The organism is Gallibacterium salpingitidis (assembly GCF_001678495.1).
GTDB classification, from domain to species: Bacteria; Pseudomonadota; Gammaproteobacteria; order Enterobacterales; family Pasteurellaceae; genus Gallibacterium; species Gallibacterium salpingitidis.
This window is the reverse complement of the sequence record NZ_JTJL01000030.1, coordinates 24210-47506: the sequence shown is the minus strand read 5'-3', so window position 1 is coordinate 47506 and position 23297 is coordinate 24210. Positions and strand designations below refer to the sequence as shown.

Below are 23297 nucleotides of genomic sequence, written 5' to 3'. Positions count from 1 at the left end.
ATGGCAAAATCAAATTATATTACCCGTACAGGTTGGAACACATTAGATCAAGAACTTAAATATTTATGGAAAGTGGAGCGACCGCAAGTTACCCAAGCTGTATCAGATGCCGCAGCGTTGGGCGATCGTAGTGAAAATGCGGAATACATTTATGGTAAACGGCGTTTACGCGAGATCGATCGTCGCGTACGTTTTTTAACTAAGCGTTTAGAAGTGTTACAAATTGTGGACTATCATCCGCGACAAGAGGGAAAAGTCTTTTTCGGTGCTTGGGTTGAGTTAGAAAACGAAACTGGAGAGATTAAGCAATATCGTATTGTGGGTTGTGATGAATTTGATCCTGCGAAGAATTGGATTTCGATTGATTCTCCTGTAGCGAGAGCGTTGATTGGTAAAGCGGTTGACGATGAAGTAACTGTTGAAACGCCAGCAGGAAAAGTATTGTTATACATTAATCGGATTTGGTATGAAAAAGGGAGCGGATTATAAGATCCGCTCGATCAAAATAGGCTGATATTTTTTCTGGTTTTTTAAATGTTGGTTAATCAATTTCACTCCTAAAAAGGCTAGGGTGGTGGTGATAAGAGTAAAGAGAATATTTTGCCACTCTTGGTTAAACCAATAATTGCCTAGTAATACACTAAGGATTAATACTGTTAATGGGATAGTGTAGGCAATGAAGGCGAGTCGTAGTAAAGATTGTTCTGGCAAACCAATTTCGACCATTTCACCGATTTTCATTGGACGAGAACAAGGAAATGTAAATTGGTATCTGGTTGATTTTCCAGTGAGTTCTGTAAGTGCAGCTGTACCACAACTTGCTTTGGCGGAGCAACCACCACAACCTTGATTAGCTTGGCATTCAACAGTAACTACACCGTCTTGATAGGCAATCACAGTAGCTTTTTCAGTGATCATTTAGCACTCTCCTTAAATTTTACATCTTGTACGATACGGCGTGCTGTCGTTAATGGAATTTGTCCTACTAATACGACGGTTTTGTTATTAACTACTTCAGCATAAAGGGTATCAATTCCTTGTCGCCACGCTTCATTGATTGGCATATCGTTTTTCTCTAATAGATAGAGTGAGAAGGAGAATAAGCCGTCACTATATAGTTGAGTTTGAATTGATGGCGATAAACCGTCAGAGTGAAATTTGATTAATTTAAAGCCTTTGGGTAACCAAGAAGGCTGCCAGTTATAGTCGGTTGTATTTGGGCTATAAATAGTGATTGCTGGCGGTTGTTTGAGTTGTTTGGCGGTATCAATTAATGTTTGTGGCTCAGATAATTCATCGAGAGTGATCACTTTAAATTGCGATAAGGTGGTGCCGCTACGATCCACAACTTCACCTTTCAACGGTAAATGTGATTCTTCATCAATCCAGATAGTATAAGCGTAACGAAACTCATCCTTGGGCATTAATTTAATAACATTGGCAATTCTATTAGCAATACGATCTTTACCGAATGGAATAAAATCATAATATTGAGCGAGTTGTTTAAAGTCGCTATACACAACGCTTGGTAATGAATCAATCATATTTTCGCTACGAATACTAAAAGGAGCGTAATTAGCAGAAAAATAGCTGATAGTATTGCCTTTTTGCCAAATTTCTGTTCTTGGACCATCTAAATAAAGCAGTTGTGAATAGTTGGTTTGTTGATCATAAGCATGACGATAACTTAATGCATAATTATCGTTTTCTTCACCATAGGTAAACGTTAAAGAATAGTTTTGTTGCTGAAAAGCGTTTTTCATTTGCATTAAACGCTCAATTGGTTGATCGATCTCTGTAGCAGCGGAAACACTGAAAGATAATAGACCATTAATCACCAACAAGATGCTGGTTTGACGTAACTTCTGAAACATATTGAACCTATGATTTTCTACAATAATGTTTATTTAAACAGATTGTATTATAAAAACAACATCACCACCAAAAGGTGGTGATGTATTTGGATTGGGCGGATAAATTATTCTGCTTTTGAATCAGAATATAAACGACGTTGTAATTGATAATTTTGCAGGATTTCATTAAGTCGTTTATTTTGTTGTTCAAGTTGTTCTTTACTTGGCACATTTTTGTGCGAAACATTATAACTTACTTCTTGCACTGATTGGGTGAAAGGCAAAGTTTGTAATGCTGGTGAAATAGTGACATCACTATTTTTATCTTTATTTAGATTTTGAATACTAAATACAGCAATCAAACAAACACTTGCTGCCACTGCAGTTTGTAAAATTGGTGCAAAATATTTTCTTGTTTTGGCGAAGAAAGATTGTTTTGGAATGATAACCTGTTCTGGAGTTGGTTGTTCTTTTAACTGAATTACTGGCTCATCTTCAATGAGTTTTGCCATTTTTTCAGTGAAAGATGCATCAAGAATGATGTTACTTTCATTACGCATTACTGCACGAGCAATATGCAAAGTTGTCCATGTTTTTTGCAATTCTTGGTCTTGGCAAAGATCTTCAACGAAGTCACGTCTGACTTCCTCACCATCCATATAAGCTGAAAGTTGTTCTTTGTGTTGCATAATTTTCCGCCCTTTCATTCAAATCCTAGTGTTTTATTAACGGTGCTAATTGGTTTTCAATGAATTCTCGTGCTCTAAAAATTCTAGAACGCACAGTTCCAACAGGACAATCCATTATTTCGGCAATCTCTTCATAACTCATGCCTTCAAGTTCACGTAATGTGATAGCTGTTTTTAACTCATCAGGAAGAGAATCAATTGTTTTGAACACAATATCTTTTAATTCATCCGATAATGTCAAATTTTCTGGCGTATCAATATTACGCAATCTTGAGCCTATTTCATAACTTTCTGCATCTTCCGCTAAAAGATCTTCTGTTGGAGGACGTCTTCCTTGCGTCATTAAGTAATTTTTAGCGGTATTGACTGCAATGCGATAAACCCAAGTATAAAAAGCGCTTTCTCCACGAAACGATTCTAAAGATCGATAGACTTTAATAAAAGTTTCTTGAACAACATCTGGGATATCGTTTGCTGATACATAACGCGTTAACAATCCAGCAACTTTGTTTTGATAACGGGCAACCAACAAATTAAACGCTTTTTTATCACCTTGCTGTGCTTTTTCAACTAAAATTTGATCTGTTAGTTCTTCACTCATGTAAGTGAAATCTCCATTCCTTCATTAATCTAACAGCTTCCGTGTTGTTACAGCAAGCAGTGCATCGAAGCGTTAGAGTTCGATTTTTGATAAAAGTTCAAAAATTTTTAATAATTTTTGGCTTATGAAAATGTAGGTAGTTTTTGCTTTATCAAGTCAACCATCTCTTGTAAGGGTTGAGTAGGTGCTTTTTCTTGGTTCATTAACCAACGAAATAACTGAGGATCAGTATAGGTAAGTAATTCAATAAAAATATCTTTTTGTTCATCAGACAGTTGATCAAAAACATTTTTATAAAATGGCATGATCATTTTATCTAACTCCAACATACCGCGCCGACAGTCCCACTCAATTCGTAATTTATTATATTGTTTCATTTTCTTTATTTTCACTGTTTGAATTACTAGGACGTTATATTAGCAATTTTTGCTAAGGATAATGAAGAAGAATTAGTAGAGAATTATGATTGTTTGTTAAAATAGGGATCTAATTCCACAAGATCAAAACCGAGGTGAATTATCGAAAGTTGGCAGCGCGGATTTGTATTACACCGCAGAGAATATAGCGAAACAAGCCTATTAGTAGATGTATTTACTGAAAATGTTGGCTGTATTACGCTGCTTGCTAAAGGTGCAAGAGCGAAGCGTTCTCCACTTAAAAGCTTATTGCAGCCTTTTACACCATTATTATTGCGTTGGAGCGGTCGAGGACAGCTAAAAGTGTTAACGAAAACGGAAGCGATTTCAGTCACTTTACCAATGAAAACGGTAGCTCTATATAGTGGTTTTTATGTCAATGAACTTATTACCAGAACATTAGAACATGAAACAGCTTATCCTGATTTATTTGAAGAGTATTTACGCTGTTTAATGGGATTGGCTGCACATGGAGATGAAGTTGAAGCAATTTTACGTCGTTTTGAGTTTATCCTGTTGAAATCATTAGGCTATGGTGTTGATTTTGAACATTGTGCGGGTAGTGGTGAAATTGTATCCGATAATATGACTTATCAATATCGTGAAGAAAAAGGTTTTATTGCCTCATTATTGCAGGATAATTTGACTTTTTATGGGCGTGATTTGCGAGCTTTTGCAAAATTGGAGTTTACAGAAAAAGAAACATTGCAAGCGGCTAAGCGTTTTACTCGATTAGCTTTGAAGCCTTACCTAGGTGGTAAACCATTAAAAAGTCGAGAATTATTCCAACAACATTTGAACATTTTATATCCTAACTGATTCATTTTAATTATGGTCCTATTTTATAACGCACCGACAAAAACATCTCAAAGAAAAAAAACACAAACAGCTACCATCATTAACCTTGATTATCAAGGGTTAGGTGTTGCCAAAGTCGCAGGAAAAACATGGTTTATAGAGAATGGTTTGCCTGAAGAAAATGTGCAGTTTGTCGTAAGCGAAGAGAAACGACAATATGGTATTGGTAAAGCAGTAAAGTGGCAAAATAAATCGCCAATAAGACGAGAGCCATTATGTTCATTTTATGGACAATGTGGCGGTTGCCAGATGCAACATATCGTGATTGAGGCACAACGACAAACCAAGCAGCGTGCTTTACTTCATCAATTGCGGAAAATTGCACCGGATTTGCAAATGGAACTGATGATTGCAGATGATGAATGGCACTATCGCCGTCGCGCAAAATTTAGCTTGCAATATTCAACTGTAACGAAATCAGTAGAGTTTGGTTTTCGTCAACAGCAAAGTAATCAGTTAGTTGCAGTGACAGATTGTCCGATTCTAGTACCACAACTTTCACAACTCTTATCTCCATTAAGGGAGTTGTTTCAATTATGGCAACAACCAAAAAAATTAGGGCATATTGAGTTAGTGGCGGCGGATAATGGTGTAGCTTTATTGTTGCGTCATCTTGGATCGTTATCTGCTACTGATGAACAAAATTTACGGCAGTTTGCAACACAACATCAGTTAATGTTGTTTGTGAGCGAAACTGATAATCAAGTTTCTGCTTGGACGGAACAACACCCTTATTATCAATTAGAGCAGCTGCAGTTACAGTTCGATGTTCGTGATTTTATCCAAGTTAATCCAATCATTAATCAACGTATGGTGCAAACTGCATTAGCGTGGTTGGAATTATCTGCTAAAGATCGTGTCTTAGACTTATTTTGTGGTATGGGAAATTTTAGTTTGCCTTTAGCACAGTATGCTGAATATGTCGTTGGCATAGAAGGTGTAGCAGATATGGTTAGCAAAGCTAGCGCAAATGCAGCAAGGAATCAGATGAGGAATGTGGCATTTTATCAAACAGATCTCTCAGCTTCATTTGCTGATAAAGCGTGGGCAGCGGAAAAGTTTAATAAAGTGTTATTAGATCCACCTCGAGCTGGCGCTTTGTTTGCCTTGAATCATATTGTTGAATTGCAACCGGAAAGAATATTATATGTTTCCTGTAATCCAGCAACATTAGTACGTGATATTCAGATTTTAGTAGAGCATGGCTATCGTCTAGTGAAAGCGGCGATGATAGATATGTTTCCACAAACAGGCCATATGGAAAGCATGGTATTACTGGTGAAATAGCCGATAAGTAATAAAAGGGCAAATTTGCTAATGTAAGGTTTTAATCTTGTCTGCAAAGAGAGATATATTGTACTTACAGTTTGTACTTAACGTGGTGAGGATGCATTGATGAGATATGTGAAATATAGTGTTGCAGAACTTTTACAAGTAACAGAAAACGAATTCCTTACTACTTTATTTTGGCATACAGAACGTAAAACTTTATCTGAAAGATCACTTGACGATGAGGATAAAATTAACTCGTGGCGTGATTGTTTATACTTTTTTAAAAGAGTTTTATCTGAATATCCTCTACTTACTAATATTGCTCAAGTACCGATCTGTTTTGAATACAATATTTTTGATGGTACTTGGATTGATGCTCTGATCGTTTGTCATAATAAATTGATTATTTTGGAATTCAAAAGCGGTAACGATTGTCGCTATGAGACTTTAATTTCACATAGATCACAGCTGTTAGGTTACTACAATAAAATTACTCGTTGTAATCGTGTTATTTGGGAAGAGTTAAAGAAAAATCCGCAATTCACTGTTGAAAAATATCTTGTATATACAAATCCGGCGATGAGCGAGAAATTAGAACGATTGGAGTATATTAAAGTTACTGATGAGTTTATTGATGTATTAGCAGCGATAACAGCTGCAGCAGATGATGATAGAGTTGCACAATTATTAGATTTTGTTGTTGAGCTTGATATAACAACGACAGGCGTGATGAGAGATATCCTGAATCAGAAAATTTTGAGTGAAATGTATGTTCAAGATGATAATGTGATGGCTTGTGCACGAATTGTTGATGACATACAAACTCAGATAGCAGAGAGAAATCTTAATCTTATTTTTATTAAAGGCGCGCCAGGAGCCGGCAAAACGGGTACAGCATTTAGTTTATTAGAGAAATACCTTAGTGATGGCGCTAAGTATGTTACAGGTAATGGTAATTTATCCGCCATTTTTAGCCAAATGATACGTGAAGACCATATTGTTGGTACTGAAGCAGCCGCAGTGGGATCGTTGCATAACTTATATGACGTACAAAAATTTTGTGCTAAGTATCAAAATGGTAATAGCAAAGAAAATCTAGCCTTGAGTAAAAATAAACTCTTAATTATTGATGAAGCACAACGTGTATGGAATCCATTGCAAATTGCGTTAGCAAAAAAGAATCATCTAAATGACGAACAAAAAGCCTTTATTATCGAGAAAGAAGTCTCGGAGGCTATGTTAGTGCTAAGAGCGGTGTGTGGGGCGGTTCATAAAGACAATCTTAGTCGTACTATTGTTTTCTTATTGGGTTCTGGACAAGAGATCTATTTGGGTGAAGAAGATGGTGAAAAATATATTAAGAAAGCGATAGCGCATTTAAAAGGATTACCATTATCTAAAGAGATTCATATCAATATTTATGTACCTACCGAAGAAATGCAAAAAGAGTATACACCGTTAGGACATAGTTGTTATGTGGAACCGGGATTATTGTTGAATAAGAACAAAAGAAATATTAACAGTGAAACTGCTATCGAATTTGTTAATGCCATTGTTGAGAATAAATTACCTAAATTAGATGCTTCTGTGAAAGATGCATTTTATGTTTTTAATGATTATTCAGCTTTGTTGGGTGCAGTCACTGAGGTGAATACAGGTGCTTTTTCGGTTGGGATTGTTGCAAATGGTTTTGATACATTAGTCCGTTGGGAAAAGAATCAATATGGTAGAAATTGTCCCGTTTCGTATCTTAAATTGGCTGGACAGGAGATTTTGAATATTAGCAATGATCAGTTGAAATCATTTTATCTTGATAAGTTATGCAATAACCTTTCGACGTTTGCTAGCCAATTTAATTGTCAAGGTTTAGAGCTTGATTATGCAATTGTCGTATGGGGTAGAAAAATACTACGTCGAGATAATAAATGGATTTTTTCAAATGAGAAAGTAAATGCTATTGACAACTATTGTAATCAACTCAAGGTGTTAAAAACTAAGTATCCACAACTGGAATCGGTATTAAAGTTTAATCAAGAACAGATACAAGAGACTTTTATCAGAAATTGTTATCGCGTCTTACTGACGCGGGCGAGAATTGCCACCTATATTTATGTGGAAGATCAGGAAACAAGCGATTATTTACAGAATATTTTGTTGGGATAAAAAATGAAAGTAGTACGAGTCGTTGCCGCAGTTATTCGTCGAGAGGATCAGGTTTTTGCGACTGCTAGAGGGTACGGAGAGTTTTGTGGGCAATGGGAATTTCCAGGTGGCAAAATTGAAGAAAGTGAGACACCACAACAAGCCTTAATTCGTGAAATAAAAGAAGAACTTAATGTCGATATTGCGGTCGGAGAGTGCATTGATACGATCGAATATGATTATGCAACATTTCATCTATCTATGGATTGTTTTTGGGCCACCATCATTAATGGACAATTAGAACTGAAAGAGGCGCAAGCGGCTAAATGGTTGTCAAAAGTGGATTTAGATTCAGTTACGTGGTTACCGGCGGATATTTTATTGATTGATAAAATTAAGAAGGTTTTATAAGTGGATTTGTATAAAATATAAACATCATTTGGAGTTTTTCTTGAAGTGAAGATTATTCATAAAAAACATAGATTCAACAAAGGAATTGATATATTTTAAGAAAATAATTTAATCATTTTTTGAGTGATTAAGAGAGATCTAAGATAGGGCAGCAATTTTCTTGAAAAGAATTAAAAAGCGTGAATTTTGCTGAAAATTTAGACATATAATCAAATACAGGAACGGAAAGATGGTTGCAGTAAGAGAAACACATTTAACGAATTTAAAGAGTTTTGTTTTTGATGAATGGTTAAATAATCTAGCAATCACGCCACGAACAAAAACAGCCTTGACCCAAGCTTGGCAATATCTTGAACCGAAAATAGCGCAAAATGAATACGGTAAAGATATTTTGTCTAGCAGTATTGAAATGGTGTCGATCCTTACTGAATTAAATATGGATGATAGTACGTTAGTCGCGGCGCTATTTTTCCCATTAGTCGAAAATAAAATTATTTCATTAGAAGATTTGCAGCTTGAATTTGGTAAAACGATTGAACGTTTAGTGCGTGGTGTGTTTGAAATGGATAACATCCGCCAACTCAATACTAATCGTGGCGCAGATAGTGTGCAAATCGACAATATTCGCCGTATGTTATTAGCAATGGTGGAAGATTTCCGCTGTGTAGTAATTAAATTAGCGGAACGTATTACCTTTCTACGTACCGCAGATAGTCGAGTTAGTGAAGAAGATAAAGTGCTAGCGGCGAAAGAGTGTTCAAATATTTATGCACCATTAGCTAATCGTCTTGGTATCGGTCAACTCAAATGGGAGTTGGAAGATTACTGTTTTCGCTATTTGCATCCAGCCCAATATCGTCATATCGCTAATCAATTACATGAGCGTCGTTTGGATCGAGAACAATATATCCAAGATTTTGTTAAAGAACTGACTGGTTATTTGAAAGAAAGTATTAGTGATGTTGAGGTGTATGGTCGTCCAAAACATATTTATAGCATTTGGCGCAAAATGCAGAAGAAAAATTTGGCATTTGGCGATCTATATGATGTGCGAGCGGTACGGGTAATCGTACAAAAATTACAAGACTGTTATGCTGCATTAGGGATTGTACACACCCACTTTAAACATTTACCGAAAGAGTTTGATGATTATATTGCCAATCCGAAACCAAATGGCTACCAATCTATTCATACCGTAGTGTTAGGGCAAGGTGGTAAGCCAATAGAAGTACAAATTCGTACACAAAAAATGCATGATGATGCTGAGCTTGGTGTTGCAGCGCATTGGAAATATAAGGAAGGTGCAACAGCAGGGCGCAGCGGTTATGAAGAAAAAATCGCTTGGTTACGTAAATTATTAGCATGGCAAGATGATTTGGCTGATTCTGGCGAAGTGTTGGCAGAAATGCGTAGTCAGGTGTTCGATGATCGGGTTTATGTGTTTACACCGAAAGGCGAAGTAATTGATTTACCAACCGGTTCTACACCATTAGATTTTGCTTATGCTATTCACAGTGAAATTGGGCATCGCTGTATTGGTGCGAAGGTTGCTGGACGCATTGTACCTTTCACCTACCAACTGCAAATGGGTGATCAAATTGAAGTGATTACACAAAAAAATCCAAACCCAAGTCGTGATTGGTTGAATCCAAATTTAGGTTTCGTACATACTGCACGTGCCAGAGCAAAAATTCACGCTTGGTTTAAGAAATTGGATCGCGATAAAAATGTGCCTGCTGGACGTGAAATGTTGGAAAGTGAAATGAACCGCATTGGTTTAACCCAAAAACAGATCGAACAGTATGCATTACCGCGTTATAACCTACGCAATATGGAAGATCTGTATGCTGGTATTGGTGGTGGCGATATCAAATTAAATCAATTGATTAACTTTTTACAAAGTAAGTTATTAAAGCCATCAGTTGAAGAAATTGATGAAGAGATTCTCAAACATATTTCCAATAAATCTGCCAATAATAGCCAACAACAAAAAGAGAAGAAAAAAGGTCATGTTGTCGTTGAAGGCGTGGGCAATTTAATGCATCATATCGCGCGCTGCTGTCAGCCAATTCCAGGAGATGATATTGTCGGTTATATCACCCAAGGGCGTGGTATCTCTATTCACCGTTCAGATTGCGAACAATTAGCAGAATTACAAGCGGCAAACCCTGAACGTGTGGTGGAAGCGTTATGGGGAGATAGTTATTCTTGTGGCGTACACGTTGGTATTCGTATCATTTCTAGCGATCGTAATGGTCTATTACGTGATATTACAACGGTATTGGCTAATGAGAAAGTGAGCGTATTGGGCGTAAGCAGCAGAAGCGACACTAAACGGCAGATTGCCACGATTGATATGCAGATTGAGCTCAATAATGTGCAAATGTTAAGTAAGATTTTATCGCGTTTAGCGAAATTAGATGATGTGATCGAAGCTAAACGTATTACCAATTAACAAGGATTATTATGGAAAAATATACTGGTCTGACGCATTTCTTTAAGGCAGCCAAATATTCAATGCAAGGATTAAAAGCGGCGTTCAAACACGAAGCTGCTTTTCGCCATGAAGTTGGTGCGGCAATTATTTTGTTGCCATTAGCATTTTGGTTAGGAAAAACCAAAATTGAAATTGCTCTAATGGTAGCTTCAGTATTGATGGTTTTTGCGGTTGAGTTATTAAACAGCGGTTTAGAAGCAATAGTGGATCGTGTTGGTAAGGAATACCACGAACTCTCCGGTAGAGCAAAAGATCTCGGCTCAGCAGCTGTATTCATTGCTATGGTAACTTGTGGTTTAGTGTGGTTGATTATTTTATTAGGATAAATTATGCAAAATCTTGGGACTAATTTGCAGCCTTATCATACTTTTGGCATTAAGGCACAAGCGCAGCAGATTTTGCAAATTGAAACCAAAGAAGAACTATGCCAAGTATGGCAACAGTATCAGCAACAGCAAGTACCAATCTTATTGCTTGGTGAGGGCAGTAATGTTTTGTTTATTGAAGATTTTGCAGGTGTTGTATTACTGAATCGTATCAAAGGGATTGAGTACCACCAAGATGAAAACTACCACTATTTAAGCGTTAATGCCGGCGAAAATTGGCATCAATTTGTCGAATATTGTGTTGAACGCAATATTGGTGGTTTAGAAAATTTAGCTTTGATTCCCGGTTGTGTCGGTTCATCACCAGTACAAAATATTGGTGCTTATGGTGTTGAGTTAAAAGATGTTTGCGAATCTGTTGATGTAGTTGAATTAGCCACTGGAAAACAATTTTCTCTTAGTAATCAACAATGCCAATTCGCTTATCGTGAGAGTGTTTTTAAACACCAATATTCACAAGGGTATGCAGTTATTGCAGTGCATTTTAAATTGGCAAAAAATTGGCAGCCAGTGTTAAGTTATGGCAATCTTGCTGACTTAGATACAAAATCTGTTACTCCTAAACAAGTTTTTGAACAAGTTTGTTTAACCCGCAAAAGCAAATTACCTGATCCTAAATTGATTGGTAGTGCAGGTAGTTTTTTTAAAAATCCTGTGGTGAGTAGTGAGCAATTTAACCAACTTTACCAGCGCTATCCAACTATGCCACATTACCCACAAGCTGACGGCTCAGTGAAATTAGCTGCGGGTTGGTTAATTGATCAATGCGGTTTAAAAGGGTATCAATTAGGTGGTGCAGCGGTACATGATAAGCAAGCTTTGGTATTAATTAATAAAGATAATGCAACAGGAAGAGAAGTTGCAGCATTAGCGAAGTATATCTGCCAGCAAGTGGCAGAGCGGTTTTCGATTCAATTATCCCCAGAAGTAAGATTTATTGGTAAGAGTGGTGAAGTCGCATTTGATGAGGTTAAATAAGCAAAGACCGAACACTTAAACGTTCGGTCTTTTACTTATCAAGCAAGCTGTTTCTCACCTAACAACTCAATTAAATTTTGCATTAATAAAGATACTTCACCAGTCATCAAGACAAAATCGGCATCAAAGCGTTGTGCTACATCTTCCTTGAGAATGTCATCGTTTTTCTCTTTGACCATATCGGCAAATTTGATTCGTTTTAATGAAGCGTCTTCATATAGCACAAAAGAAAAGTGATTTTCCCAGTCTAATGCTAGTTTTGTCACAACTTTACCAGCAGCTAAATGACCTTGAATATCTTGTTCATAAAGATCTTGGTTTTTGCAGCGAATACTTGAGCCGGTATTGAGATCTTTAAATTCCCCTTCTTCTAAACAGGTTAGCCATTGAGGTAATTGATCTTTTAATAACCAGTCGGTCATTGCCATAGATAATTCTTCAGCAAAAGAGAAAGGAATAACAGGCAAAGAACCTAATGATTTACGTAGTAACGCCAACACATCTTCTGCTCGCTTACTAGAAGCGGCATCGACATAAATTAGATCATTGGTGGTATCAATCCATAGTGCAGTACGTTGATGACGACTAAAAGCACGAGGCAGTAAAGTAGCAATAACATCATCTTTTAATGCCTGTTTTTCTGTTTTTTTCAGTTTACGTTGTTGAGCTTCTTCCAGTTTTTGAATGCGATTATCTAAAGTTTCTTTGATGACTGGGGTTGGTAAGATTTTTTCTTCACGATGAGCAACTAAAAGAAAATGCCCGCCGGCAGTAAAGTAAAGTTGGTCACTGGTGCTTAATGGCGGCTGCCAGCCAAATTTACTATGATCGCTTGAACCACAAGGGGTAAATTCTTGTTGTGCAAGACTATTTTGTAATGCTTCTGACGACCAATCTAGTTTTTTGGTAAGACGATAGACAAGAATATTTTTGAACCAATACATAGGTGTTTCCTTTGATTTATATTATTATATTGCGCTTATTGTAACTTGATTAAGGGAGAAAATCCTATGCAACAGAAGAAGATTGCGTTTATTGGCGGCGGTAATATGGCGAGCGCCATTGTGTTTGGTTTATTGGCAAAAGGATATGTAGCAGAAAATATTATTGTTTGTGAACACAATCCAGATAAACATCATGGCTTTAATGAAAGAGGCGTGTTTACAACCTTGTCAGCAATAGATGCCGTAAAACAAGCAGATGTGGTGTTATTGGCAGTAAAACCACAAAATATGCAAGAAGCGTGTGAGGCTTTTCAACAATTAGATTTGCAAAATAAATGGATTATCTCAATTGCAGCAGGAATTTCTGTGAGTGCTTTACAACGTTTCTTACCAAGTGCGCAACAGTTTGTACGTGTGATGCCAAATACACCGGCATTAATTTCAAAAGGGATGTCAGGTTTGTTTGCAACTCCAGCAGTGACCACAGAATTTAAAAATTATGCGACAGGATTATTTGAAGCAGTGGGTAAAGCGTGCTGGGTAGAAAAAGAGTCTGATATTAATACGATTATTGCAGCATCAGGCAGCAGCCCTGCGTATTTCTTCTTATTTATGGAAGGAATGCAAAAAACGTTGATTGAGATGGGATTAACTGAACAACAAGCACGTTTATTAGTGCAGCAATCTGCGTTAGGTGCGGCAGAAATGGTGGTGGCTAACCCTCATACTTCAATCGAAACATTAAGACAACAAGTAACCTCAAAAGGCGGTACAACTGCTGCGGCGATTAATGTCTTTCAACAACAACATTTAGAAGAAAATATTAAACAAGCGATGCAAGCTGCAATCGATCGTGCTGAAGAAATGGAGAAATTATTTTGATCAAAGTTCGTTCAGAGTATTGGCTGGTTCTGAATTATCTTGGTTATTTTTGTGCTTATGGCGTATTTGTGCCATTGATTCCAGTATGGCTGCAAACACAATCTTATTCCGATGAAAATATTGCATTATTGCTAGCGTTTGCTTATGTATTTCGCTTTTTGGGCGGTATCTTTTTTTCTGGTCGCATTAAAGATACAGCTCATTTACCGGTAATATTGCGTAATCTAGCTTTGGGTTCGGCATTAGTCATTTTAGCGATGGGGCTTAGTGCTTTACATTGGCACTCGTTTATTCTGATTTTTATCTTATTTGCTTTATTTAGTGTGTTGAATGGCGCAGGAATGCCGCTCCAAGATAGTTTGGCAAGTATTTGGAATCAACAAATTGGCTTGGATTACGGACGAGTGCGTCTTACTGGCTCGTTAGGCTTCGTCGTTGGTGTAATTTGTTTTGGTGGCTTAATTAGCTATTTGGGTAATGAAGCGATTATTTGGGTATTAGGGGCATTATTAATCTTATATACCTTGTTGAACACGCCAACACCGACGGTGTTGCCGAAATCTACGATGACACAAACTGAACAAACTTCCGTAAGTTATCTAGATTTATTGCGAGAATCGAATACATTGCGTTTGATGATTGCTGTTTCTTTGATCCAAGGATCACATGGTGCTTATTATGCTTACAGCACAATCTATTGGGTATCACAAGGAATAAGTATTCAAACGACGAGTTGGTTATGGGGTATTTCAGTTATTGCGGAAGTAGCGCTGTTTTTCTTTGCTTCTAAGTTATTTAAAAACTGGAATATTACAGCACTCTTTGTGTTAAGTATTAGTGCAGCGATTATCCGTTGGCTTTGTTTCCCAATAATGACAGGTTTTATACCATTGGCGCTATTGCAGACTTTCCACGCCTTAACTTATGCGGTCGCTCATTTTGCGACAGTACGCTATATCTCCTCACAACCTGATACACATATTGCGAAATTACAGGCGCTCTATAATGGTTTAAGCAGCTGTATTGCAGTAGCATTATTAACTGCATTATCGGGAACATTATATAGTTATGCACCTGATTATGCTTTCTGGGGAATGGCGATAATTGTTGCATTAGCATTCCTATTTTTACCAAAATCCCTACCTCGAATTGAGCAAATTGCCCGTTAAAACGGGTAATTTGCCCTGATTTGCTTGTATCACCGTTTAGATTTATCTACCATATAAATATATATTTAATATATTTCTTTTATATAAGTTAAATGGAGTAATTATGTTAGATCAACAAACGATTGATGTGATTAAAGCAACTGTGCCTGCGTTAGAGGTACATGGCACTACAATCACCAAAACATTCTATAAAAATATGTTCAATGATCACCCTGAATTATTGAATATTTTTAATAAAACTAACCAAAAACAAGGAAAACAACCAACTGCGTTAGCAACCACTGTATTAGCAGCAGCTAAACATATCGATAATTTAGGGGCAATTATTGATCACGTGGTGCAAATTGGACATAAACATCGCGCCTTACAAATTAAGCCAGAACATTATGCTATTGTGGGTAAGCATTTATTAATTGCGATTAAAGAAGTTTTACAAGATGCCGCTACTCCAGAAATTATTGATGCATGGGCAAAAGCGTATCAAGTGATTGCAGACGCGTTTATTCAAGTGGAACAAAAAATGTATGACGAAGCTGCCTGGCAGGATTTCCAACCGTTTGAAGTTGTGAATAAACGTTATGTCAGCAATGATATTATTGAATTTACAGTAAAAAATGATGAAATTTTGCCGAAGTTAGTCGTTCAGGCTGGGCAATATATTACAGTGCAAGTACAACCGAAAGAAGATGATAATCTTGCACTAAGACATTACTCTATTTGTTCTGTAGATGTTACATCTGGTTTGAAATTTGCCGTAAAACGCGAAACAACAGATGGTATTCCGGGTGTAGTATCTAATTATCTGCACGATGTAGTGAATGTTGGTGATCATATTAATCTTTCTGCACCGGCTGGAGATTTCTTATTACAACAAAATGAACGTCCAGTAGTGTTGCTAAGCGGTGGTGTAGGTATTACCCCGATTTTGGCAATGTTAGATGCACAAGTGACAACTAATCCACAACGTCCATTGGTGTGGATTAATGCAACAAAAAATAAAGAGACAGAAGCATTTAAAGATGAAGTTGCGCAATATTTGGCAAAAGCAAATGTGATGCACGCTGCGACCTTATATAGTGAAGAGCAGCAACGTATCACTGCTGACTATTTAGCACAACACTTACCAGAAAATGCTGATATTTATCTTTGTGGTTCAGTAAGATTTATGGAAGGAATGATCGCTTTATTAGAGGGCTTAAATCGTCCACAACAAACAGTGCATTTTGAACCTTTCGGTCCGAAGATGAGCTTAATCAAAGTTTGATGTGATAACGTTTAACGTTGGGAGATAGCAATATCTCCCAATTTTTTATCCACGTGGATGATAATGGGCGTGTAATTGCTTTAAACGTTCTTTGGCAACGTGCGTATAAATTTGTGTTGTAGAAAGATCACTATGTCCAAGCAACATTTGCACAACACGTAAATCCGCACCATGATTGACCAAATGTGTAGCAAAGGCGTGGCGTAATACGTGCGGAGATAATTTATTAGTATCAATATTAGCGCGGGTAGCATAATGTTTAATGCGATACCAAAAGGTCTGCCTTGTCATTGCTTGTCCACGACGGCTTGGAAATAGCACATCACTACTTTGCCCATCCAACAATACGGAACGTGCATATAGCATAAATTGCTGAATCCAGTAATTTGCCTCTTCGCCCATAGGAACTAATCGCTCTTTATCCGCTTTCCCAATTACCCTCACAACACCTTGTTGCAAACTGATATTGTTAGTGGTGAGCGTGACTAATTCAGTAACACGTAAACCTGTGGCATACAGTAATTCCAACATTGCTTTATCACGTAATTCCAGTGGATCTTCAGTTGCAGGTGCATTTAATAGATCGGTTACTTGGCTTTCGCTCAAATATTTTGGTAAGCGTGCAGGTAATTTTGGTGATGATAACAACGCACAAGGATTATCTGGACGATATTTCTCTTGATATAAATATTGAAACAGTTTGCGGAGTGAACTGAGCATTCTGGCATAACTGGTGGTTTTATAACCTTGTTCTAGCCGTTCACCTAAAAAAGATTGTAAATCTAAATATTGTACTTGTAATAGATCTAATTGATGTTGTTCTAACCATTGGCTAAAAAATTTTAAATCGGAACGGTAACTAGCAATGGTATTTTGCGATAAGTTTTTACTTAACCAAAGATCATCAAGAAAAAGGTTGATCAGAGTACTATCTTTCATTGTTCTTTTATTTCAATTAGATGGTTATCGGGTATAATGTGCCGCAATTTGTCGGCAAAAGCTAAACTCTATCGCGATTATCTCTCTCCTGCAAGGCAAGAGGAATATTTTTGTAAGCAATCAATATCATTTGCCGCATAGCCTTTATGCAGCTTTATTTTTCATAATGGCTTATTTTTAGATTTTTAAATTTCTACATTTGAGGATTATTTTATGGCTCGTTCACAATGGGGATCGCGCTTGGGCTTTATTTTGGCTTCGGCGGGTTCAGCAATTGGCTTGGGTGCGGTATGGAAGTTTCCATATGTTACTGCAACTCAAGGTGGAGGCGCATTTTTATTAATTTATCTTTTTATTTGTCTAACCTTAGGTTTAATTTTAATGGCAACGGAAATGGCGATTGGACGTGCAACACATCTAGGCCCAATTGGTGCATTTCGTAAGTTAGGTAATAAAAAATGGGCTGGAATCGGGATTATGGGCGTATTAGTTGCCTTTTTAATCCTGTCATTTTATAGCGTTGTTGGTGGTTGGACTGTTGCTTATTTAGGAAAGGCGATAACTGGCGGCATTGCAAATTCAACTGATCCAACAACAAATGGTAATCTCTTTACAGATTTTATTACTGATCCATTACAACCGCTTATTTATCATTTTATTTTTGGTTTCTTGACTCTGTTCACTGTAGTGTCGGGCGTTGAAAAAGGGATTGAGCGTATTTCAAAATACTTGATGCCGATTCTATTAATTTTAATGTTGATCTTAATTGGACGAGCAGTTTCATTACCTGGTGCAGTGGAAGGATTAAAATTCTTCTTATTGCCGGATTTCAGCAAAATTACTGGTGCAACATGGTTGGAAGCATTAGGGCTGGCGTTCTTCTCTTTATCATTAGGTATTGGCATTATGATTACCTATGGCTCTTATGTTGGACCAGAAGCTAAATTGGTCAGCTCGGCAGCATGGGTAATTTTATTAACATTATTAACGTGCTTCTTATCAGGGTTAATGGTGCTGCCAGCTGTGTTTGCCTTTGGTTTTGAACCGGGTGCTGGGCCGGGATTGACCTTTATCACGATGCCGGCTGTATTTGCGAGTATGCCATTTGGACACCTATTGGCAGCATTATTTTTTGCATTATTGTTAGTGGCGGCATTAACATCTTCAATTTCGTTATTGGAAGTATTAGTGAGTTTTTTAATTGATGAATTTAAAGTTCATCGTTTGAAAGCTGGGATTATTGCTTTTGTGTTGTTCTTCTTACTAGGTATTGCTGCTTCGTTATCATTAGGCGCTTGGAGTAGTTATACCTTATTCGGCTACAACATTTTCGATATGTTGGACAAATTAACACAAAACATTTTGATGCCGTTAGGTGAGATCTTATTAACCTTGTTTGTTGCTTGGTGGCGTTGGGATAAGATCAAAGTGCAACTTTGTGGTGGCAATGATTCTGTATGGCTATCATTTTTGCGCTTTGCTTTAGGCGTAGTAATTCCAGTGATTATTTTTGTGATCTTTTTACAAGGGATTCTAGGGTAAATAATTCTGATAAAACGGTTGAGTTTTCGCAGAATACTCTTTATACTGCCCTCCCAGTGCTGACACTGGAAAGAGAAAATGCAAGATTACACAACAAACAATTTGGTAAAAACAGCTGAATTACAGATGGAAAAATTAAATCCATTATTGTTTGTTTTTTATTTTTAAAAATCCTCATTATTGAGGATTTTTTTTTGCCTGCGATTTACCTTCCAGCGTGTTGATTAGTGATAACTGAAAACTGGAGCAATTATCAATGAACCATATTCGTACTTTTAAAGCCTATGTGCGTGATGAAATCATTAAAAAAGGCGGCTGGGTAAATTCTCATGCTCACGCTGACCGCGCGTTTACGATGACACCAGAAAAGATGCATATTTATCATAATAGTAATTTGCAGCAAAAATGGGATTTGGTCGATGAGGTGAAACGTAATTCTTCAGTGGAAGATTATTATGCACGTTTTAGTCAAGCGATTGAATTAATGATTTCGCAAGGTGTGACTGCATTTGGTACTTTCGTTGATATTGACCCGATTTGTGAAGATCGTGCCATTATTGCAGCGCATAAGGCGAGAGAAGTATATAAAAATGATATTGTGCTGAAATTCGCTAATCAGACGCTAAAAGGGGTAATAGATCCGGTCGCTAAATATTGGTTCGATTTAGGTTCAGAAATGGTCGATATTATTGGTGGTCTGCCTTATCGTGATGAATTAGATTATGGTAAAGGTTTAGAAGCAATGGATATTTTAATGGATAAAGCCAAGTCGCTCGGGAAAATGCTTCACGTTCACGTTGACCAATTTAATACACCAAGAGAAAAGGAAACTGAACAGCTTTGTGATAAATCAATCGAACATGGTATGGAAGGTAGAGTCGTTGCTATTCATGGTATTTCAATTGGTGCACATTCTCGTGAATATCGTTATAAGTTATATGAAAAAATGCGTAAAGCGAAGATGATGATGATCGCTTGCCCAATGGCGTGGATTGATAGTAATCGTAAAGAGGATCTAATGCCATTCCATAATGCATTAACACCAGCTGATGAAATGATCCCTGAAGGTATTACAGTAGCGATTGGTACAGATAATATTTGTGACTATATGGTGCCATTGTGTGAGGGAGATATGTGGCAAGAGTTAAGCTTATTATCAGCTGGTTGTCGTTTCCCGCATCTGGAAGCAATGGTGGATATTGCCAGTGTTAATGGGCGTAAAGTATTAGGATTGGATCCTTATTGATAATTTAATAATTGATTGAGAAACCGCTGAAAAGCGGTTTTTTTATAGAGAGAAAAAAGTGGTTATTATCCATATAAAATACTTGCTTCGTATTTAATTGTGGGTATGATAACTACCATTGGAATAATTAGGGGGTTATGAGGGGTGGATAGTAAAACAATAATTAAATTGATAGAAGCAGATGGCTGGTATCTAGTAAATATTGTTGGTAGTCACCATCAGTATAAACACCCAATTAAGAAAGGTAGGGTAACAATACCACATCCAAGGAAAGATTTAGGTCATTTAGAAAAAAGTATTAAAAAACAAGCAGGGTTATAAAAACCATAATATTAAAAGGAGATGCTTATGTTGTATCCAATTTGTTTTGAAAAAGTGAGTGATGGATATGTTGTTTCTGTACCCGATATTGCAGGATGTTTTTCAGCGGGGAATACATTAGAAGAAGCCTTAGATAATGTAAAAGAAGCAATACTATGCCATCTTGAGGGACTCATAGAAGATGGTGAAGATATACCTGTTGCGTCAGAGTTAGAAGAACATACTAAAAATGTCGAATATAAAGATTTTATTTTCGCTGTAGTTGATATTGATATTTCACACTTATTAGGTAAGGCAGAAAAAATTAATATTACCGTACCTTCTCATTTATTAAGAAAAATTGATAGTTTTGTGGCGACGCATCCAGAATATAAAAATCGTAGTCAATTCTTAACAAAAGTTGCGATGGACAAGGTTTATGCGGTTTAATTGAGGTAAATAAAGCATATTATTAACTATGTAATATGCTTTATTTATAAGAATCACTCAGTGAAACCATAAAGTTTAAACACTTTTAACTTTCCATAGACAGAAAAGCGCAAGCAAGATTAAAACAGAACAAAAATAAAAAGTGTCGTAATAACTATAAATCCCACCAATCAAACCAGCGATCGGGCCGCCGATAATCCAGCTGCTTTTTGCACTATTAGTAAATAATGTTGTTGCTGATCCTAATTGTGCAGGCATTAAATCTTGGAAATAGGTCATCCCAATAGAAGCAACAATCCCAATTAGAATGGCATTGAGAATCTGCAAACTCAGTAATCCCCAAGTTGAAGAAACAATTAACAACAGTGGATAAAATAAAACTCCACAAATTAGTGCGATAAACATTAAAGTCTTTTTAGCGACAAATTTGCTTAGCCAGCCAGCAATCAGCATCACTGGAATTTCTAGTCCAGCTGCAGTTCCCATTAAGAAACCGGCAAGATTTTCGGGTAGATGCAATTGCGTAGTAATGTATAACGGCATATTGATTAAATACATACTGTTGCAGCTAAAGATAATTACTAATGCAGCAGAAAGGTAAATAACCGATATTTTATTTTGTTGTGGAGTTGCTGGTGTCATTGTCGTTTTGACGGTTTTCTTATTTTCACCGAGATCAGGTAATAAACAACGGCCACATACGCCGCTTAATAAGAAAGTTGCTGCACCGATCAGAAAAAGAAAAGTAAAACCTTTATTGATGGCTAACCAGAATGCTAATGGTGGCCCGATAATCCAGGCAAGTGAAATTTGTGCGCGCATAATGGACATAAACATTACCGCTTGTCGTTGTTTTCGATCAGCATATTCACGCGCAAAAGCAAAAATTTGTGGATTGGAGGAAGAGCCTAAGCCAAATAATGTTACGGCTAAGGTTAATAACACCCAATAATTACGGCTGTAAGCAAAAATTACATAACCACCAGCAGCCATAATGCAACACAATAAGATTAACCAACGCCGATCAGTAAGACGATCGGAGAAATAACCAATAATTTGCCCTAATACAATACCGACTAAAGCATTTACTGCAAAAAATGTACCAACAGCAAAAGAAGAAACTTGAACTTCTTTCGCTAAAAATAGACTCATTACTGGCAATTGGAATGCTGAACCAATACCAGTGAGAAATGCCATAAACAAAAAGGCAAAAGTTACGCGTTTTAAAGAGCGTGAAGAAGATTCTTTGGTTAAAGTCGTTTGTTCTGGAGTCATAATAAAATCGCCCCTGCAAAACAGGGGCAAATTAATAAGATTAAGGTGTTCTATAAATTATAGAACATCGTGGCAGTTTAAGTCGTTGTATGCTTCTACTAAACGAGCAACCATTGACTCTTCACCTTTACGTAACCATACGCGTGGATCGTAGTATTTTTTGTTTGGTGCATCAGGACCTTCAGGGTTACCTAATTGACCTTGTAGGTATGCTTCATTTTTCTTGTAGTATTGTAAAATACCATTCCAAGTTGCCCATTGAGTATCAGTATCAATGTTCATCTTAACCACACCGTAAGACACTGCTTCTTGGATTTCTGCGTGAGTTGAACCTGAACCACCATGGAAAACATAAGAAACTGGTTTATCAGTAGTTAAATTATGTTTTGCTTTAATGTAGTCTTGTCCTTTTTTAAGGATAACTGGAGTTAATTTCACATTACCTGGTTTGTAAACACCATGTACGTTACCGAATGCAGCTGCGATAGTGAAACGTGAGCTGATTTTTGATAATTCAGTATAAACATAGTCGATTTCTTCTGGTTTAGAGTAAAGATCCATTGGGTCGCGGTCTGAGTTGTCAACACCGTCTTCTTCACCACCAGTGATACCTAATTCCATTTCTAAAGTCATACCGATCTTGTCCATACGAGCAAGATATTGTTTACAAATTTCAACATTTTCTTCTAATGGTTCTTCAGAAAGGTCAAGCATATGAGAAGAGAATAAAGGTTTGCCAGTTTCAGCGAAATGTTTTTCACCAGCTGCTAATAAACCATCGATCCATGGTAATAATTTTTTCGCAGCGTGGTCAGTATGAAGGATAACTGGAACGCCATAGTGTTCAGCTAATGCGTGAACGTGTTTTGCACCAGCGATTGCACCTAATACATCAGCACGTTGTCCTTCAGGTAATTTAATGCCTTTACCTGCATAGAATGATGCACCACCATTTGAGAATTGAATAATAACTGGTGCTTTTACACGAGCTGCTGTTTCTAATACCGCATTAACAGAGTCTGAGTTTACGCAGTTTACAGCTGGAATCGCAAAGTTATTTTCTTTTGCAATAGCGAAAACTTTTTGTACTTCATCACCAGTTAAAACACCTGGTTTTACGAAATCGAAAATTTTAGACATAGTATTTTCCTATTTTAAGTGGAGGAGAAGGGATTGCTCCCTT

General features: G+C 37.0%; 24 protein-coding genes. 15 read left to right on the top strand and 9 right to left on the bottom strand.

The genetic code is table 11. The features are described from left to right. A complete protein-coding gene (greB, locus tag QS62_RS06835; RefSeq protein WP_066107874.1) occupies positions 1-489 on the top strand; it encodes a transcription elongation factor GreB in 489 nt (162 codons plus the stop codon). Here greB and QS62_RS06830 read toward each other — a convergent pair. The 5 genes from QS62_RS06830 to QS62_RS06810 form a co-directional block, all read right to left on the bottom strand. Then, a complete protein-coding gene (locus tag QS62_RS06830; protein ID WP_066107871.1) occupies positions 484-918 on the bottom strand; it encodes a SoxR reducing system RseC family protein in 435 nt (144 codons plus the stop codon). The two genes, greB and QS62_RS06830, sit on opposite strands and share 6 nt — an antisense overlap. After that, complete coding sequence (locus tag QS62_RS06825; RefSeq protein ID WP_066107867.1) at positions 915-1874, bottom strand: MucB/RseB C-terminal domain-containing protein; 960 nt, start codon at positions 1872-1874, stop codon at positions 915-917. The genes QS62_RS06830 and QS62_RS06825 overlap by 4 nt, the downstream gene beginning before the upstream one ends. Before the next feature lie 104 nt (positions 1875-1978). After that, a complete protein-coding gene (locus QS62_RS06820; RefSeq protein ID WP_066107984.1) occupies positions 1979-2542 on the bottom strand; it encodes a sigma-E factor negative regulatory protein in 564 nt (187 codons plus the stop codon). Positions 2543-2567: 25 nt separating this feature from the next. Next, positions 2568-3143: an RNA polymerase sigma factor RpoE gene (gene rpoE, locus QS62_RS06815; protein WP_066107864.1), complete on the bottom strand. Its 576-nt coding sequence runs from the start codon at positions 3141-3143 to the stop codon at positions 2568-2570. A gap of 122 nt (positions 3144-3265) precedes the next feature. Next, positions 3266-3520 carry an FAD assembly factor SdhE gene (locus QS62_RS06810; protein WP_066107862.1) on the bottom strand — a complete coding sequence of 85 codons (255 nt, stop codon included), beginning with the start codon at positions 3518-3520 and terminating at the stop codon, positions 3266-3268. Positions 3521-3658: 138 nt separating this feature from the next. Here QS62_RS06810 and recO point away from each other — a divergent pair, with 138 nt between their 5' ends. The 7 genes from recO to murB all read left to right on the top strand — a co-directional run bounded on the left by recO (position 3659) and on the right by murB (position 12103). Beyond that, positions 3659-4378, top strand: coding sequence for a DNA repair protein RecO (gene recO, locus QS62_RS06805; protein WP_066107860.1), 720 nt, complete (start codon positions 3659-3661; stop codon positions 4376-4378). 12 nt (positions 4379-4390) lie between these two features. Beyond that, a complete protein-coding gene (rlmD, locus tag QS62_RS06800; protein ID WP_066107857.1) occupies positions 4391-5704 on the top strand; it encodes a 23S rRNA (uracil(1939)-C(5))-methyltransferase RlmD in 1314 nt (437 codons plus the stop codon). A 108-nt stretch (positions 5705-5812) separates the two neighbouring features. Then, complete coding sequence (locus tag QS62_RS06795) at positions 5813-7852, top strand: DNA/RNA helicase domain-containing protein (RefSeq protein ID WP_066107854.1); 2040 nt, start codon at positions 5813-5815, stop codon at positions 7850-7852. Between the two features lie 3 nt (positions 7853-7855). After that, positions 7856-8242 carry a (deoxy)nucleoside triphosphate pyrophosphohydrolase gene (locus QS62_RS06790; protein WP_066107851.1) on the top strand — a complete coding sequence of 129 codons (387 nt, stop codon included), beginning with the start codon at positions 7856-7858 and terminating at the stop codon, positions 8240-8242. A 229-nt stretch (positions 8243-8471) separates the two neighbouring features. Then, a complete protein-coding gene (relA, locus tag QS62_RS06785) occupies positions 8472-10697 on the top strand; it encodes a GTP diphosphokinase (RefSeq protein WP_066107844.1) in 2226 nt (741 codons plus the stop codon). A gap of 11 nt (positions 10698-10708) precedes the next feature. Further along, positions 10709-11065: a diacylglycerol kinase gene (locus tag QS62_RS06780; RefSeq protein WP_066107841.1), complete on the top strand. Its 357-nt coding sequence runs from the start codon at positions 10709-10711 to the stop codon at positions 11063-11065. A 3-nt stretch (positions 11066-11068) separates the two neighbouring features. Continuing rightward, complete coding sequence (gene murB / locus QS62_RS06775; RefSeq protein WP_066107838.1) at positions 11069-12103, top strand: UDP-N-acetylmuramate dehydrogenase; 1035 nt, start codon at positions 11069-11071, stop codon at positions 12101-12103. 38 nt (positions 12104-12141) lie between these two features. Here the strand turns inward: murB and rdgC are convergent, their stop codons facing one another. Next, a complete protein-coding gene (gene rdgC, locus QS62_RS06770; RefSeq protein WP_066107832.1) occupies positions 12142-13047 on the bottom strand; it encodes a recombination-associated protein RdgC in 906 nt (301 codons plus the stop codon). 66 nt (positions 13048-13113) lie between these two features. Between rdgC and proC the strand changes: the two genes are divergently transcribed. The 3 genes from proC to QS62_RS06755 all read left to right on the top strand — a co-directional run bounded on the left by proC (position 13114) and on the right by QS62_RS06755 (position 16362). After that, positions 13114-13929, top strand: coding sequence for a pyrroline-5-carboxylate reductase (gene proC / locus QS62_RS06765; protein WP_066107829.1), 816 nt, complete (start codon positions 13114-13116; stop codon positions 13927-13929). Continuing rightward, positions 13929-15098, top strand: coding sequence for a 3-phenylpropionate MFS transporter (locus tag QS62_RS06760; protein WP_066107981.1), 1170 nt, complete (start codon positions 13929-13931; stop codon positions 15096-15098). The genes proC and QS62_RS06760 overlap by 1 nt, the downstream gene beginning before the upstream one ends. A 103-nt stretch (positions 15099-15201) precedes the next feature. Continuing rightward, a complete protein-coding gene (locus QS62_RS06755; RefSeq protein WP_066107826.1) occupies positions 15202-16362 on the top strand; it encodes a globin domain-containing protein in 1161 nt (386 codons plus the stop codon). Positions 16363-16407: 45 nt separating this feature from the next. Here QS62_RS06755 and xerD read toward each other — a convergent pair whose 3' ends face one another. Then, positions 16408-17301, bottom strand: coding sequence for a site-specific tyrosine recombinase XerD (gene xerD / locus QS62_RS06750; RefSeq protein ID WP_066107823.1), 894 nt, complete (start codon positions 17299-17301; stop codon positions 16408-16410). Positions 17302-17514: 213 nt separating this feature from the next. Here xerD and QS62_RS06745 point away from each other — a divergent pair, with 213 nt between their 5' ends. The 4 genes from QS62_RS06745 (at position 17515) to QS62_RS06730 (ending at position 20839) form a co-directional block, all read left to right on the top strand. Continuing rightward, on the top strand, positions 17515-18843 hold the full coding sequence (locus QS62_RS06745) for a sodium-dependent transporter (protein ID WP_066107821.1): 1329 nt from the start codon (positions 17515-17517) through the stop codon (positions 18841-18843). Positions 18844-19099: 256 nt separating this feature from the next. Then, positions 19100-20089 (top strand): amidohydrolase family protein, encoded by a 990-nt coding sequence (locus QS62_RS06740; RefSeq protein ID WP_066107817.1) that lies wholly within the window; start codon positions 19100-19102, stop codon positions 20087-20089. 144 nt (positions 20090-20233) lie between these two features. Next, positions 20234-20410, top strand: a complete 177-nt coding sequence (locus QS62_RS06735) for a type II toxin-antitoxin system HicA family toxin (protein ID WP_066107815.1) — start codon at positions 20234-20236, stop codon at positions 20408-20410. 27 nt (positions 20411-20437) lie between these two features. Beyond that, on the top strand, positions 20438-20839 hold the full coding sequence (locus tag QS62_RS06730) for a type II toxin-antitoxin system HicB family antitoxin (RefSeq protein ID WP_066107813.1): 402 nt from the start codon (positions 20438-20440) through the stop codon (positions 20837-20839). A gap of 75 nt (positions 20840-20914) precedes the next feature. Here the strand turns inward: QS62_RS06730 and QS62_RS06725 are convergent, their stop codons facing one another. Together QS62_RS06725 and fbaA are read right to left on the bottom strand one after the other, a co-directional pair. Further along, positions 20915-22114 (bottom strand): sugar efflux transporter, encoded by a 1200-nt coding sequence (locus tag QS62_RS06725; RefSeq protein WP_066107811.1) that lies wholly within the window; start codon positions 22112-22114, stop codon positions 20915-20917. Positions 22115-22171: 57 nt separating this feature from the next. After that, a complete protein-coding gene (gene fbaA, locus QS62_RS06720; RefSeq protein WP_066107808.1) occupies positions 22172-23254 on the bottom strand; it encodes a class II fructose-bisphosphate aldolase in 1083 nt (360 codons plus the stop codon). Between the last annotated feature and the right edge of the window lie 43 nt (positions 23255-23297).

Bases quoted from the DNA above. Each gene is read 5' to 3' on its own strand.
- greB (WP_066107874.1), top strand. From the start codon at position 1: ATGGCAAAATCAAATTATATTACCCGTACAGGTTGGAACACATTAGAT.
- QS62_RS06830 (WP_066107871.1), bottom strand. From the start codon at position 918: ATGATCACTGAAAAAGCTACTGTGATTGCCTATCAAGACGGTGTAGTT.
- QS62_RS06825 (WP_066107867.1), bottom strand. From the start codon at position 1,874: ATGTTTCAGAAGTTACGTCAAACCAGCATCTTGTTGGTGATTAATGGT.
- QS62_RS06820 (WP_066107984.1), bottom strand. From the start codon at position 2,542: ATGCAACACAAAGAACAACTTTCAGCTTATATGGATGGTGAGGAAGTC.
- rpoE (WP_066107864.1), bottom strand. From the start codon at position 3,143: ATGAGTGAAGAACTAACAGATCAAATTTTAGTTGAAAAAGCACAGCAA.
- QS62_RS06810 (WP_066107862.1), bottom strand. From the start codon at position 3,520: ATGAAACAATATAATAAATTACGAATTGAGTGGGACTGTCGGCGCGGT.
- rlmD (WP_066107857.1), top strand. From the start codon at position 4,391: ATGGTCCTATTTTATAACGCACCGACAAAAACATCTCAAAGAAAAAAA.
- QS62_RS06795 (WP_066107854.1), top strand. From the start codon at position 5,813: ATGAGATATGTGAAATATAGTGTTGCAGAACTTTTACAAGTAACAGAA.
- QS62_RS06790 (WP_066107851.1), top strand. From the start codon at position 7,856: ATGAAAGTAGTACGAGTCGTTGCCGCAGTTATTCGTCGAGAGGATCAG.
- relA (WP_066107844.1), top strand. From the start codon at position 8,472: ATGGTTGCAGTAAGAGAAACACATTTAACGAATTTAAAGAGTTTTGTT.
- QS62_RS06780 (WP_066107841.1), top strand. From the start codon at position 10,709: ATGGAAAAATATACTGGTCTGACGCATTTCTTTAAGGCAGCCAAATAT.
- murB (WP_066107838.1), top strand. From the start codon at position 11,069: ATGCAAAATCTTGGGACTAATTTGCAGCCTTATCATACTTTTGGCATT.
- rdgC (WP_066107832.1), bottom strand. From the start codon at position 13,047: ATGTATTGGTTCAAAAATATTCTTGTCTATCGTCTTACCAAAAAACTA.
- proC (WP_066107829.1), top strand. From the start codon at position 13,114: ATGCAACAGAAGAAGATTGCGTTTATTGGCGGCGGTAATATGGCGAGC.
- QS62_RS06755 (WP_066107826.1), top strand. From the start codon at position 15,202: ATGTTAGATCAACAAACGATTGATGTGATTAAAGCAACTGTGCCTGCG.
- xerD (WP_066107823.1), bottom strand. From the start codon at position 17,301: ATGAAAGATAGTACTCTGATCAACCTTTTTCTTGATGATCTTTGGTTA.
- QS62_RS06745 (WP_066107821.1), top strand. From the start codon at position 17,515: ATGGCTCGTTCACAATGGGGATCGCGCTTGGGCTTTATTTTGGCTTCG.
- QS62_RS06740 (WP_066107817.1), top strand. From the start codon at position 19,100: ATGAACCATATTCGTACTTTTAAAGCCTATGTGCGTGATGAAATCATT.
- QS62_RS06730 (WP_066107813.1), top strand. From the start codon at position 20,438: ATGTTGTATCCAATTTGTTTTGAAAAAGTGAGTGATGGATATGTTGTT.
- QS62_RS06725 (WP_066107811.1), bottom strand. From the start codon at position 22,114: ATGACTCCAGAACAAACGACTTTAACCAAAGAATCTTCTTCACGCTCT.
- fbaA (WP_066107808.1), bottom strand. From the start codon at position 23,254: ATGTCTAAAATTTTCGATTTCGTAAAACCAGGTGTTTTAACTGGTGAT.